We start from the raw sequence: 14,665 nt of genomic DNA on the forward strand, positions 1-14,665 counted from the left end.
TCAAAAAAGAAAGAACTAATCACTTTTGTTTGTTTGCGCGAGTTTATTGTCTAACCACAATAAACTCATTTTTTTTTATTTAATTCTGACTAAACCGCGACGTTTTTGTTGTGTCTTTGGCTGAGAAGATTTTTGATAAGTAACGTTGACTGTATCTTTACGAGCTTGATATGCAGAATCTATTTTATTTTCTTCTTTTTTAAATTGTTTTGGAAGTACAATCGAATCAAATTTTTCTTGTTTATATTCAGTATTTTTATTGTTAGATTCTTTCTTTCTTTCATCTATTCCTAAAAATCCTCTGAAGGTATCAAAACTTTTATTGTATTGAATTCCGACACCAAAACTTTGATTCAAGCTATTTTCCATACCAGGCAATAGTCCAAAAGTAGTTGGTTTTGTAAATGCTTTTAAAACCAATGAACCATTGTTTAGTTTTGAAATATCATAAGAAATATCAAAATTACCATCAAAATTCTCTTGCACATTGCGGTTATTTGTTACGGCAATTCCATAAGATCCTCTTAAACTTAAACGATTATTGATACGATAAGAAATAGATGTTCTAATTTTATCATTTGTATCAGACTGTGCACTACCACCAACATATTCCATTTGAATATCTACATTATTTGCAATAGATGACAACATACCTGCAATTGTCGATAAACCAATATCAGCAGCTGTACTTGTAACTCCTGATTGCACAGCAGAAGCGTCTCCAAATTTACCTGTCAATAAGATATAACTAAATTGGAGCATCTGTTCTTCTGTGTTGGAACGGAATTTTGATTGTAACTGTGAATTAATATCTGATCCAGCATTCGGAATTGATAAACCAAAATCAATGATTGGTTTTTTAAGCGTTTCGGAAATATCAATGGAAAGAATTGCATCGTAAATTTGAGAATATCCAACACCTAAATAATCGCCTACATTAGATACTGAACGTTGATATTCTGCTGTAATATTTAATGTTGCATCCAGTGGATTGCCCGCAAATTGAACAGATGAACCTTTCTTTATTTTAAAATCTTTTGGAATCAGAGGAAATTGTCTAAACTCATATGTTCCACTTTCTATATTGTAAACCCCTGTAATATTAAGCCCTGCTTTGTTCATCAAGAAACGTAGATTTTCTGCAGTACCGCGAGCTGTTGCTTTATCATTTGTCGCAGCATCAAAAATTAAATTCACCATAGCATTTGGATAAGCATTGATGTTAACATCTATCGACATTCCTTTTGGTGCATGTGGCTCATTGTTTTTTGCTATCTCGTCTAAATGCTGATTAGGAACAAAACGAACCAAATTATTTTCAGATTCAATTGTTGTACTACCAGTGTTTATCGTTAATTCTGAGTTTCCAACTACTGTTGCGTCTCCCGCAATCTCCAGTTCTTCTACAGCACCAAACATCGTTACATTTCCTTTGGCAAATACTTTACCATAAAATAATTCATTGTCCTTTATCGTTGTATTCATCACCAATAAATTGTCTGTATCAAAATCTAAGTTGAGACCCCATTTACTCAAATTTCTAAACAGAATTGCTCCGTCCACTTTTCCTTTAGTATTAAAAGAAGTGTCCTTAAATGCAATATCATTTAACATAATAATCCCTTGTCCTTTACCTTGTTTGGTAACAAATAATTCGTTTTCTCCTTCAAATAAATAATCCGTTCCCAAGAAATTAACTTTCAGCCCAAGATCTTTCGCGACCATATTTCCATTTAGATTTGGTAAATCAACTGGTCCTGTCATTTTTAAATCTCCTGATAAAGTACCACGCATATTAGAGAAAACTGATTTCAAAAATCCTTCTAAGAAATCAATGTGAAATTCATCAAAATTGGCATCTACATCCAACTCTGGACCTGTAGGTTTATTGATAATGTTACCATAAGCAACCAATGATTGAATTTGCTCTTTTTGTAAACTTGTTTCAAAATTAAATTGTTTATCCTCTACATTATAACCTCCTTGTAAAGTCAAATTTCCAAGTTCAAAATCATTTAATCCTAAGTTATCAATCTTAGCTTCGAGCGTTGGTTCTAACTTTTCCTTTGTTCGTACTATATTGACATTTCCATTTGCAATTCCGACAATTTTAAGGTTGTTTAAAACTGTTTTAGGAATAATTTTTTCGAGGTATAAATCTTTAAAATCTGCATTGAAATTATAATCAATATTATTGTTAAACAAACCACTAACATTCAGACTTTGTTCTTCTGATTCTAACGATAAATCTTCAACTTTCAACGAATTATTGATCCGATTAAAAATAACACGATTTGAATTTACATCATTTAAATGATTAATCGTCCATTGAGTCGAATCGATTTGAACAGTCGAAGGTGAAAACCCAAAAATCAAATCATTCTTATTTTGTACTGTATGAAAAAGATTTAAATTAAATACTACTGGATTTTTTCGTCCAATATTAAAATCTGTTTTCACAATCATTGTATCATTTTTCGGAATCGAGCTTACATTGATTTCATTCAGCGTAACACCACTCACTTTCATGCTATCAATTTTAGCGTTTAGCGTAGGCAATTCGGCTATTGTATTCAAATTTACATTCGATTGAAACAATTGAATTCCTGCATATTTTATTCCAGGTGTTTCCAAAGTTGCTTCTAATTGATTCTTCGTTCCGTCTATAAAACCTTTTACATGTGTGTCAGGCTCAATAGAAATAGAAGGGTCTATATAATTAAGTAAGTTTTCTTGCACATTGACATCAAACGAAAAAGCTTGATTTGGCGAAACTTTTTTCATGCGAAAAGACGGCACTAAATTAACCAATGAATTATTGACTACATCTGCAATTTCGGTCACATTAAATCGTCCATCAACAGTAGCTTTCATATAATTTGGAACATCTAATGTCATGATTTTATTTGAGCCGCTTATTTCAGAATTTAACATGACATGTGCCAATTCTAACGTATCTTTTTTTGAGCGGAAATACAGATTTTTAACGTCGATATTCCCTCGTAAATCATTAATATTTGTTAACTGAAAATTCCCCGTTACATCACCTCTTACAACCGCTCCTAAATTCTTTGTTAAACCGATAAAATCTAAGTTAACTTGACGGATATTTGATGTAAAATCAAAATCATAAGGTTTTCCACTAAAATTAATTTTTCCGTTCAATTGCGCATTCAGATTAGGGTCTTTGATATCAAACAATCCATTAAATTGATAATTTTTAACCAAACCATCAACCGTAATATTTTGATATCTTTTTCCGATTAAATCAATGTAACGAAGTGTACCATCCAAATTTAAATTGATATTGTTAAGATCTGTTCCTTTTCCATCAAATCTAAATTGTCCACTTACATAACCCAAATCTTTTGCATTCGTTAATTGATGAAGATTTAAGTTTTTAGCATCAATCGTTCCTTTGTATATTAACGATTTTACATCTTTATAATTTCTAATTTGAGCATTAATGTCCGCATCTCCTAATCCTGAAACAGTATATCCATTTGCATTAATTTCATTTGGATTTAATGAAATATCTCCGCGGTAATTAATCGCTCCAAAACGTGTTAATAAATCTGGAATACTCTTCGCTATTGAAGTCGGAAGCAACTTAGTTATCGATTGATATGATGTGTTAATCTTTGCATTTCTTGTTGAGAAATTTAATAAAGATCCATTTAAAACATCTTGTAATTGTAATCGGGATGCACCGACATAGTTATCTTCACCTTTCAATTCGAAATCCAAAAATGTTAAATTATTCAACGGTCCTTCTACCTTACCGTACAAATCTACAGATGAATTTTTGTCGAATATCTCGGTGAAATAGCGTATCTCCTTAAAATTAATTTTTGAACCTCTATCAAAGAAAACATCCCAACGTACCTTATTCGAAAAGTCGGACATATCCGAAGGTTCATCGTAGCTCAACAATAGATTTCCGTTTAACACAGAAGTATCTGTTCGCAGATTCAAATTACCAATTCGAATTTCTTTGTTAGAATAATGAACTTTCCCGGTAAAATTCTGAACGTTATATGTCTCTTTATTCTTTGTGGCAACAAAACAAAAATTCTCTAAATCTCCTGTAATATCAGAATCGACCAATCTAAATTTCTTCACCGTCAAATTCAGTTGTTTTGCATCCAACCAAATATTGCCAGAATTTTGATTAACAATTGACACTTTACCCTCTTCTAAAATAAAATCGCCATCAAGTTTAAAAATCTTTTTCGGGTCTTTAGGTTTATCCGAGCTAAAACCATTGACAAATTTTATAAAGTTAGAAACCGAATCGCCTTTGTATGTGATCACATTTATTTCGGGTTGAATCAATTTCACTTGACTTAAATCGATATGGTCTTTTTTTATACCTGGCAAAAGCGACCAAAGATCAATTGTTGTTTCCAACGTTTTAGACTTCATAAAATCATACTTATGATCATCTTTAATCTTAACACCATGGAAATATATCCGCCCAAAAAAATCAATATCAACCGAGTCAACATACATTTGCGTATTCAACGATTTATTTAATTTTTCTAAAGCGAAATGTGCTAATTTTGTCTGTACCGCAGGAATTTGTATGGCGATTGATACTGTCAAAACCAAGGTTAAAACAAGTATAATCAACGACAATAAAAATCTTCCTATTCGTCTGACTATTTTCAATGGTATAATTTTACGATATTTGCAGGGTAAAAATAAGTTATAAATTTTATTCTACAAGGAATTATGAGCGATAAAAACTACATTTTAGCCATAGAGTCTTCTTGTGATGATACAGGCGCAGCAATTATTGACGGAAATAAAATTATTTCTAACGTTGTGGCAAGCCAAAAAATTCACGAAATATATGGTGGCGTAGTACCAGAATTAGCTTCGAGAGCACATCAACAAAATATTGTTCCCGTCGTAGATCAAGCCCTAAAACAGGCAAATATTAACAAAGAAGAACTTAAAGCAATTGCTTATACGCGCGGTCCAGGATTAATGGGTTCGCTTTTGGTTGGCGGAAGTTTTGCAAAATCATTCAGTCAATCTTTGGATATTCCGTTGATTGAAGTCAATCATATGCAAGCGCATATTTTGGCAAATTTTATTGAAGATGCAAACGATGAAAAACCTACTTTTCCTTTTTTATGTTTAACAGTCTCTGGAGGGCATACTCAAATTGTAAAAATTAACAATTATTTTGAGATGGAGATTTTAGGTGAAACAATTGACGATGCCGCTGGTGAAGCTTTTGATAAAGCAGGTAAAATTTTAAATTTACCTTATCCTGCAGGTCCAATTATCGACAAAAAATCTAAGATTGGAGATCCTACAAAATTCAAATTCGCAAAACCAAAAATTGAAGGTTTAAACTTTAGTTTTAGTGGATTTAAAACGTCTATTTTATATTTTATTCAGAAAGAAGTCAAAGCGAATCCAAATTTTATTGAAGAAAATATTGACGATTTGTGTGCCTCAATTCAACGTTCTATCGTGAATATTTTAATGGAAAAAGTTAAAAAAGCATCTGATGAAACTGGAATTAAACAAATTGCAATTGCAGGTGGAGTTTCTGCAAATTCAGAAATTCGTCAACGACTAAAAGATGGAGAAACTGAATTTGGTTGGAAAACTTTTATTCCAAAATTTGCCTACACAACCGACAATGCTGCCATGATTGCAATGGTTGGAAGTTTAAAATTTGATCAAGAAATCTTTACAGAAAATACAGCAAAATCTGTAGCGAAATACCATATTTAATGAAATTATTTTTTGGAGAAATTCATCACGATACAGCAATTCTAAACGAAGAAGAAAGTCATCATTTTGCAAAAGTTTTACGGGGAAATGAAGGCGATTTAGTTCATGTCACAGATGGAAAAGGAAATTTGGCAGAAGTTGAGATTACATCAATTTCTAAAAAAGCAGTTGAAGGAAAAATTGTTGATTTAAAAACAAATTTCGAGCAAAAAAACTATTATTTGCATGTTGCAATAGCACCGACGAAAACAATGGAACGTTTGGAGTTTTTCTTAGAAAAAGCAACTGAAATTGGTATTGACGAAATTACTTTTTTACAAACTTTTCATTCGGAACGAAAAAATATTAAAATCGAACGCATCGAAAAAATTGTACAATCTGCCACGAAACAATCGTTAAAAGCATATTTACCAAAAGTAAATGATTTAATAAAATTCAATGAGTTTATCAAACAAGATTTTGAAAGTTTCACAAAATGTATCGCACATTGTGAATCTGATATCGAACGTACGCCTTTACGAAGAGTTTTAGAAAATAATCCGCAGAAAATTTTAATTCTGATTGGTCCTGAAGGAGATTTTTCGAGAGATGAAATTCTAACAGCAGAAGAACATAATTTTACAGGTATTAGTCTTGGACATCAACGTTTTCGAACTGAAACAGCAGCTCTACAAGCCGTTTTTGCAGTTGATTGGGGTTTAGAAAAATAAATCAAAAACAATAATTTATACCAAAACCGATTCATTCTTGAATCGGTTTTTTTGCTTTATTTGTAAATAAATATCTTTGTTAAAATTAAAACTATGAAAAAATTAGCACTTACTTTTGGATTACTTTTCGGAAGTTTGTCGTTTGCACAAACAGTAAATGATGTACCGATTAAAGATATAAATGTTGATTATATACAAATTATTGGAACTGGACGAGGTTTGAGCACAAAAATGAATATAAGATTAGATTTTGGTCAAGAAACTAAATCTATTTCTTTTAAAAACGGGCTAAAAATTAAAGATGAAAAAGGAAATACAATCAAATTTAATTCGATGATTGATGCATTAAATTTTATGTCTTCAAATGGATATGAATTTCAATTTGCTTACACTTCGAAAGAAAATGATGACGATGCACTTTATTACATCTTGAAAAAACGAAAGTAAGTTAGAGGAAACTATATCAAACAATATTAGCTCGATAAACGAGCTAATATTGTTTGATATTATTAATTCTTTTGATAAGTGAAGAATATTATTTTTCTCTTTCGATAACGTATTTCACCATAGTTTCTAATGAATTTCGGTATTCAGATTCAGGAAATTCGTGCAGAATATCCAACGCTTCTTGACTGTATTTTTTCATCATTTTTTGCGTGTATTCAATTCCGCCGTTATCTTTCACATATTGAATAATTTCACGCACACGTTTCTTATCGTTGTTGTAGCGTTTCACCGAATTAATCAACCATTTACGATCTTTTTCGTTCGCATTATTGATAGAATAAATTAAAGGCAATGTCATTTTTTGTTCTTTAATATCAATTCCAACTGGCTTTCCAATTGCATTAGAAGTGGTGTAATCAAACAAATCGTCTTTGATTTGGAAAGCAATTCCAACCAATTCACCAAAACGATGCATTTTTTTCGCAACTTCTTCCGAGCAACCAACAGAACGCGCTCCAGCTTCGCAACAAGCAGCAATAAGCGTGGCAGTTTTCATTCGAATAATTTCGAAATAAACATCTTCTGTAATATCCAATTTTCTCGCCTTTTCGATTTGTAGTAACTCACCTTCAGAAATTTCTTGTATCGCTACAGAAACAACTTCAAGTAAATCAAAATCTTTGTTTTTAGTCGAAATAATCAACGTCTTAGACAAAAAATAATCACCAACTAAAACGGCTACTTTATTTTTCCAAATAGCATTTAGAGAAAAAAAACCTCGACGCAAAGTACTGTCATCTACGACATCATCATGAACCAAAGTTGCGGTATGTATAAGCTCGATAAAAGAAGCCGCACGATAGGTACGCTCTTGTACTTCTCCATTTAATTTCGCCGTTAAAAAAACAAACATTGGACGCATTTGCTTTCCTTTTCTACGCACAATATAATTGGTAATACGGTCAAGAAGCGAAACATTACTCTTCATTGATTCAAAAAATTTCTGTTCAAACAATTTCATTTCCTCCGCGATTGGAGCTTTAATCAAATCTACCGTGTTAGCCAAAATTTAGTTTTTTAATTCGTAAAATTATTGATGCAATGTATAACTTGCTTAGCGTAAAATTCTTTAAATTTAAATTCTTCACCGCTTACACAAATTTTATTAGCTGTTGGTAAAACTGAAATTCCTTCCAATTGTCCCAACTGTGTCGTGAAGCCCAAAGGTAAACTTATTTTTTTAACTTGAAAAGTGAAGAATAATGGATTGTTATCTTTTGGCAAATCGAACCAATTAATAAACGCTAAAGCTTCTTTTGTGTAACCTAATAAATAGATTCCTTTGGTTGGACTTATTGGGTCAGAATCAATATACGCCGAAGTTACAGTGTAATTTGTTTTGAAAGTTTCTACTTTTATTGCAGCGTGTTTTTGAGAAGTGTCAATCGGAACAACATAATGTGTAGTTGCCAAATTTGACCATTCTTTTGTAAAAATATGCAATTGATTTTGGTAGACAAAAAATGCTTCTGCGTCCCAATTCGTCGTCATATTTTTGAACTGAAATATTTCTTGTTCAGGATAATAAAATTCAATCTTTTCTGCTTTTAGTTCTTGATAAGTTTTAGAGAAATCTATCTTCGATTTTTCGATGAAATAAATGGCTAAATCTCTACGCTTACCCAAATTATTACCAAAATCAGCAAAATAAATTCGATTATCATCTGAAGAAACTTCTTCCCAATCTACATTGGGCGCGTTTGAGATGAAAATTGTATTGATAATCTCCCCTGTTTTAGCATTAAAACGATACAATTCTGGTTTGGAATCAGAATCATTTAAACCCCAAAAAGAAGCCACATTTTTATCTTCTTTTTCATATTCTAAAGCCGAAATTTCGTTCAAGATAGTCGGTAAGTTAAAACTTTCCATTTTATAATCATCGATTGAAATTGTATCGATATTTTCTACTATTTGAGCGTAGGTGAATTTAGTTAGAATCAAAAATAAAAATATGGCTAAATATTTCATTTGATTATTTTTTAATCATTCCCAGTCTTATTGGCCAATTGTCCACAAGCTGCATCGATGTCTTTTCCGCGACTGCGACGAACATTTACCACAATATTATTTGACTCTAATGCTTTTATATAATGATCAATTGCTTGTTCTGATGCTTGTTTGTAGATTCCGTCATCAATCGAATTATATTCGATGATATTCACTTTTGAAGGAATTTTTTTACAGAATTTCACCAAGGCATCAATGTCTTCTTTTTTATCATTCACGCCTCCCCAAACAATGTATTCGAATGTAATGCGCAAACCTGTTTTATCGTACCAATATTGTAAACTTTCCAACAAATCTGTCAACGGAAATTTAACCGAAAACGGCATAATTACGTTTCGAACTTCTTCTCGAGCTGAGTGTAAAGAAACCGCAAGATTAACACGTAATTCTTCGTCTGCTAATTTCTCTATCATCTTAGGAATTCCTGAAGTTGAAACTGTGATTCGTCTTGCAGCCATTCCTAATCCTTCTGGTAAAGTTATTTTTTTGATGGCAGAAATTACTTCATTGTAATTTAACAAAGGCTCTCCCATTCCCATAAAGACAATATTACTTAATGGACGGTTAAAATAACGTTTACTTTCGTCATCGATTATCACAACTTGATCAACGATTTCGGCAGCTGTTAAGTTACGCATACGTTTTAATTGAGCTGTTGCACAGAATGTACAATCTAAACTACATCCAACTTGAGACGAAACACAAGCTGTTGTACGCGTATCGGTTGGAATTAAAACAGATTCCACAACGTTACCATCATGAAGCTTTACAGCATTCTTGATGGTTCCGTCGTTAGATTTTTGTAGAAGATCAACTTCAACTGGTTGAATCTGGAAAGACTCTCCTAATTGCTCACGTAAAGCTTTAGAAATATTTGTCATGTCATCAAATTGATGGGCATTCTTTTTCCATAACCATTCGTACACTTGTTTTGCGCGGAATGACTTTTCTCCAATCTCTTTGAAATAGTCTTCAATCTCAGCTTGTGAAAGCTTTCGTATATCTTTTTTTGTTGTATTCAAACTTGTCTTATAAGATTAACATTGCATCTCCGTAAGAGTAGAATTTATATCCTTCTTTTACTGCTTCGCTATACGCTTTCATTGTTAAATCGTGTCCAGCAAACGCAGAAATCATCATAATTAATGTTGATTTTGGTGTGTGGAAGTTTGTAATCATACAATTTGCAATAGAGAAATCGTAAGGTGGGTGAATGAATTTATTCGTCCATCCATCAAAAGCATTTAAATGACCATCAGCAGAAACTGAAGATTCGATAGAACGCATAGAAGTTGTACCTATGGCACAAACTTTTTTCTTCTCATCTATTGCACGATTTACTAAATCTGCTGTTTCTTGAGGAATAATTACTTGCTCAGATTCCATTTTATGTTTAGATAAATCTTCAACCTCTACAGCCTGAAAAGTTCCTAAACCAATATGTAATGTTAATTCAGCAAAATCAACACCTTTGATTTCTAAACGTTTTAATAAGTGTTTAGAAAAGTGTAAACCAGCTGTAGGTGCAGCAACTGCCCCTTCGTGTTTTGCATAAATAGTTTGGTAACGTTCTGCATCTTCTGGCTCAACGTCGCGTAAAATATATTTTGGAAGAGGAGTCTCTCCTAATTCTTTCAATTTTGCACGAAATTCTTCGTAAGATCCATCAAACAAAAAACGTAAAGTACGTCCACGAGAAGTTGTGTTGTCTACTACCTCTGCAACTAATGTATCATCATTATCAAAAAACAATTTATTTCCGATACGAATTTTACGTGCTGGATCTACTAAAACATCCCATAAACGAGTTTCTGCATCTAATTCTCTTAATAAGAAAACTTCGATTTGTGCACCTGTTTTTTCTTTATTACCCATTAAACGAGCTGGAAAAACTTTGGTGTTATTACGAATCATCACATCTCCTTCATCGAAATAATCAATTAGATCTTTAAATTGTCTATGTTCAATTTCTCCGGTATCACGGTGAACAACCATTAGACGAGCTTCATCTCTGTTTTCAGAAGGACGATCTGCTAAAAGTTCTTCAGGTAAAGTAAAATCGAAATCGGAGGTTTTCATTTTCATAATTGTACAATTTTTTACAAATATACAACCTCGGGTACCCCTTTGTCAAGTGAATTGAGGTATTTTATGAAATTGATAACGTTTAAATGTTTATTTTTGGCAGTTAAACTGCTTTACCAAGTAGATTTTATAAATTAGTTGAAATCGACAAATGAAAACAAAACTGCTAATACTATCAATGATTTTTACATTTTTTAGTTGTAACAAATCAGAACAAAAAGTTGAAGAATCGACTGAAATAGAACAAATTGATTCTGTTGTAACAAATGAATCACCAGAAACTGAAATACCAAAAGAATTGGTTAAAGCACCTGACTTTTCGTTAGCCGATATCAATGGAAAACGATTTGATTTATCTGATTTCAAAGGGAAATATGTCTACATTGATATTTGGGCAACTTGGTGTGGACCTTGTAAAGTGCAAATTCCTTTTATGAAAGAATTGGAAAAACAATTTCGAGAAGCACCTATTCATTTTGTAAGTATTTCTTTGGATAAAGAAGAGGATAAGCCTATTTGGGAGAAAATGGTAAGAGAAAATCAGATGTCTGGCGTACAATTATTTGCAGGAAGAGAAAACAATTTTGGCTACGATTATCAAATACAATACATTCCAACTTTTTTAATTTTAGATAAAGAAGGAAATATTATGATTGATAGTGCGCCAGCACCAATGGATTATCGAACAGGAGAAATAAACCAACAATTAGTTGATATTTTCAAAATGATGAACTAAAAAAAGCTTCCAAAAGGAAGCTTTTTTTAGTTCATTGAATATTTTAATATTTAATTATTTCTAATAGTTTTTAACAGAAGAAAAAGTATTGAAATATTTTGCGAATTACTTTACCAAAATTTTATTGGCTAATTGATTATTTCCATCAATTTTTTCTGTAATTGGTAAACCTAATAATTTAGCAATCATTGGATATACTTGCGTATTAGGAAAAACTTTAATCTCTTTTCCAGCCTTAATATTTGGTCCCCAAGCCATAAAAGTTGATTTCATTTCTGGTGTTTCTTTTACATAAAATCCGTGCGAACCTTTTGGTGCATTTTTATTTGCAAAATAATTTGGTGCATGCGCAATCAAAATAATATCACCAATACGATTGTATCGATCATTTTTTGCATCAAACTGATATTTTTTTGGAACATTTGTAGTTTTATACACCTCGAATTTATCGTTTTGTGTTGCTTTTAATTCGTTGTAAATCGATTCAATATCATTTTTATCATTTACAAATAAACTAACATACGAACCGTTTGAAGCGACTTGCATTTTAGACTCATCGATTTTTATTGGTAATTTCAACGGATTTTCGTTATCAATTCTTGTCATTCCATGATCAGATACAAAAACAAAATTTACGTTTAACCCAGTTTTTGCAACTTCATCATTCAATTTCTTAATCGATTCATCTACAAAACGAACTGCATCCCTTGTTTCAGGAGCATCTGGACCGAAAGCGTGTCCAGCATGATCAACTTCAGGAAAATAAAACGTAATCAAATGAGGTCGTTTATCCGCAGGTAACTCTAACCAATTTACAACTTGTTGTATTCGAAAATCAATCGGAGATTTTTCTGAATATTTGTAAGAATAAGTGGGTAACATTCCATTAATTGGTGCTTCAGAACCTGGCCAATAGTAACAAGCTGCTAACATATTATTCTGTTCTGCAAGATTCCAAATTGGCGTTCCACCGTACCACTTCGGATTAATAACTGCATTTCTGTTTCCTAAAGAATAACGTTCTCCCGACTCTCTATCTAACATATTATTCCCCACCAAACCGTGATGAATAGGAGTTAAACCTGTTACAATTGTGTAATGATTAGGAAAAGTAACCGAAGGAAAAGATGGATACATTGCATCTGCTTTTACTCCTTTTTTTGCAAATTCTAATAAATTCGTAGCGCCATGTTTTTCTGCATAATCATAACGAAATCCATCTGCTGATATCAAAATCACATAAGGTTTTTCTTGTTGTTTGATATCATTAACACGATTTTCAAGTACAATTTGAGGTTCAATTTCTTGTGCATTTGCTGTAACAGAAAAAGTTAAAACAATTGCAGAAAATATACTAAGTATTGTTTTTTTCATGTTTCAAATTTAGAACGTTTTATGCTTAGAATGAATTAAAAAAATGTCATTTTTTTTTCGAAAAAGTATAAATAAAAAAATCGTTACAATAATGTAACGATTCTGATAGAATTATACCTCTAATTTGATTATAAACTTTCTAATAATTTTTGAGTTCCTTCAAAATCTTCTCCTTCAGCTTTTGCCAATTCGATAGATTTTGTTGCCCATTTTTTAGCATTTACTTTGTCGCCAGTTTTACTATATAAATGCGCTAAGGTATCGGTATTGTGATAACCTTGGTCCTTTTTTACTGATTCTTGTGCCCATAAAATTGCTTTTTGCAAAGCCCCTTTATCAGTTACATTTTCATAAAATCTCCACGAAACAGAATTTAATTCGTTTGCATCAACAGCAGATACATCTTTGTATTTTTCTAACATCAATGATTCCCACATTGCATAATCTTTTTTACTATAAGCAATGTTTCCTTTAATTGAAATTAATGCCCGCTGAGCCTCTTTTTCTGTTAAAAAATCTTGAGCTTGTTTTAAGAATTGTGTTTCATCTAAGGTTTTTGAATCCTTATTATAGTTTTTTTTATAAACATTTGATAATAATAGATTATTCTCAAATTTTGTGTAAGCTGCAGGAGTAATCACTTTCTCGATAGCTGCTTTTCTTTCTTTGTAAATTTTATATGTTGGACTTTCAATTGAACTGATTCCATATTGAAGTAAAGCAACATCGTCTTTTGTCAACTCTTCTGTTTTGTTTACATTATATAAACGAATTAGTGCTTTTTCAAATAAATCTCTATCAGCATAAACCGCTTTCATCACAAAACTTTTCAAAAATTCTGGATCATTATCACCATCCTCAAAACGTTTGACAAGCGATGCCATTCTTCCTTCTGGGTTAAGTGCATCTTTACCGAATTGAATAAAATCTTCCTCTTTTACGTACCCCATTGTTCGATGTACCTCGTTTCCATCTCCATCAATAAATAAATATGTCGGATATCCTTGAACTTTAAATTTTTTAGCCAATTCAATTCCTTCCCCTTTTTCCATATCAATTTTTACATTCACAAAATTTGCATTGTAATAATCGCCAACCGTTTGCAAAGGAAATATATTTTTCACCATTAACTTACAAGGTCCACACCAAGCGGCATACGCATCTAAAAAGATTAATTTATTTTCTTTTTTTGCTTTCGCTAAAACCGTTTTAAAATCTGATTCTTCAAATTTCATCCCTGTCTGACTAAATGAAAATACACTAATTACAAGCGCTGTGAGTGTAAGAATTTTTTTCATACTTAATTGTTTATCTTATTGGTGTCTAATATAAATATTCTTACGAAGAATAAATAGAAAACTGAATAAAAAAACAAAACCTCTTTTTTTAGGTTAAAAAGAGGTTTTGTTTAGAATGTCCCGTCCTGAAATAGCGATACAAAAAAGAAATCGTTATTATGGAAGAAAGAAGCAATTATGTCAAACGTACT

Annotated in this window: 11 protein-coding genes; 4 read left to right on the forward strand and 7 right to left on the reverse strand. The window is 31.8% G+C overall.

The window, feature by feature from the left end:
* Positions 1-75: 75 nt before the first annotated feature.
* Positions 76-4,671, reverse strand: coding sequence for a translocation/assembly module TamB domain-containing protein (locus HX088_RS11465; protein WP_286484229.1), 4,596 nt, complete (start codon positions 4,669-4,671; stop codon positions 76-78).
* Positions 4,672-4,734: 63 nt separating this feature from the next.
* Between HX088_RS11465 and tsaD the strand changes: the two genes are divergently transcribed.
* From tsaD to HX088_RS11480, 3 genes are all read left to right on the forward strand, one after another.
* Positions 4,735-5,754, forward strand: coding sequence for a tRNA (adenosine(37)-N6)-threonylcarbamoyltransferase complex transferase subunit TsaD (gene tsaD / locus HX088_RS11470; RefSeq protein ID WP_171622319.1), 1,020 nt, complete (start codon positions 4,735-4,737; stop codon positions 5,752-5,754).
* Positions 5,754-6,464, forward strand: a complete 711-nt coding sequence (locus HX088_RS11475) for a 16S rRNA (uracil(1498)-N(3))-methyltransferase (RefSeq protein ID WP_260542627.1) — start codon at positions 5,754-5,756, stop codon at positions 6,462-6,464. Before tsaD ends, HX088_RS11475 begins: the two co-directional genes overlap by 1 nt.
* 93 nt (positions 6,465-6,557) lie before the next feature.
* Entirely contained in the window at positions 6,558-6,911 is a 354-nt protein-coding gene (locus HX088_RS11480) for a hypothetical protein (RefSeq protein ID WP_188319882.1), read from the forward strand.
* Between the two features lie 88 nt (positions 6,912-6,999).
* On the opposite strand, the gene HX088_RS11485 is transcribed toward HX088_RS11480, so the two are convergent.
* The 4 genes from HX088_RS11485 to queA are packed head-to-tail and all read right to left on the reverse strand — an operon-like array spanning position 7,000 to position 11,060.
* Complete coding sequence (locus tag HX088_RS11485) at positions 7,000-7,932, reverse strand: polyprenyl synthetase family protein (RefSeq protein ID WP_171622361.1); 933 nt, start codon at positions 7,930-7,932, stop codon at positions 7,000-7,002.
* 56 nt (positions 7,933-7,988) lie between these two features.
* Positions 7,989-8,942: a hypothetical protein gene (locus HX088_RS11490; protein WP_286484230.1), complete on the reverse strand. Its 954-nt coding sequence runs from the start codon at positions 8,940-8,942 to the stop codon at positions 7,989-7,991.
* A gap of 11 nt (positions 8,943-8,953) precedes the next feature.
* Complete coding sequence (gene rlmN, locus HX088_RS11495) at positions 8,954-10,003, reverse strand: dual-specificity RNA methyltransferase RlmN (protein WP_286484231.1); 1,050 nt, start codon at positions 10,001-10,003, stop codon at positions 8,954-8,956.
* Between the two features lie 7 nt (positions 10,004-10,010).
* Positions 10,011-11,060, reverse strand: coding sequence for a tRNA preQ1(34) S-adenosylmethionine ribosyltransferase-isomerase QueA (queA, locus tag HX088_RS11500; RefSeq protein WP_171622360.1), 1,050 nt, complete (start codon positions 11,058-11,060; stop codon positions 10,011-10,013).
* Between the two features lie 184 nt (positions 11,061-11,244).
* Here queA and HX088_RS11505 point away from each other — a divergent pair, with 184 nt between their 5' ends.
* Complete coding sequence (locus HX088_RS11505; protein WP_286484232.1) at positions 11,245-11,802, forward strand: TlpA family protein disulfide reductase; 558 nt, start codon at positions 11,245-11,247, stop codon at positions 11,800-11,802.
* Between the two features lie 105 nt (positions 11,803-11,907).
* On the opposite strand, the gene HX088_RS11510 is transcribed toward HX088_RS11505, so the two are convergent.
* Entirely contained in the window at positions 11,908-13,176 is a 1,269-nt protein-coding gene (locus HX088_RS11510) for an alkaline phosphatase family protein (RefSeq protein WP_225541795.1), read from the reverse strand.
* 128 nt (positions 13,177-13,304) lie between these two features.
* Entirely contained in the window at positions 13,305-14,474 is a 1,170-nt protein-coding gene (locus HX088_RS11515) for a thioredoxin family protein (RefSeq protein ID WP_286484233.1), read from the reverse strand.
* Positions 14,475-14,665: the final 191 nt, after the last annotated feature.

It is taken from the genome of Empedobacter sp. 225-1 (assembly GCF_030328185.1).
Classification (GTDB): domain Bacteria; phylum Bacteroidota; class Bacteroidia; order Flavobacteriales; family Weeksellaceae; genus Empedobacter; species Empedobacter stercoris.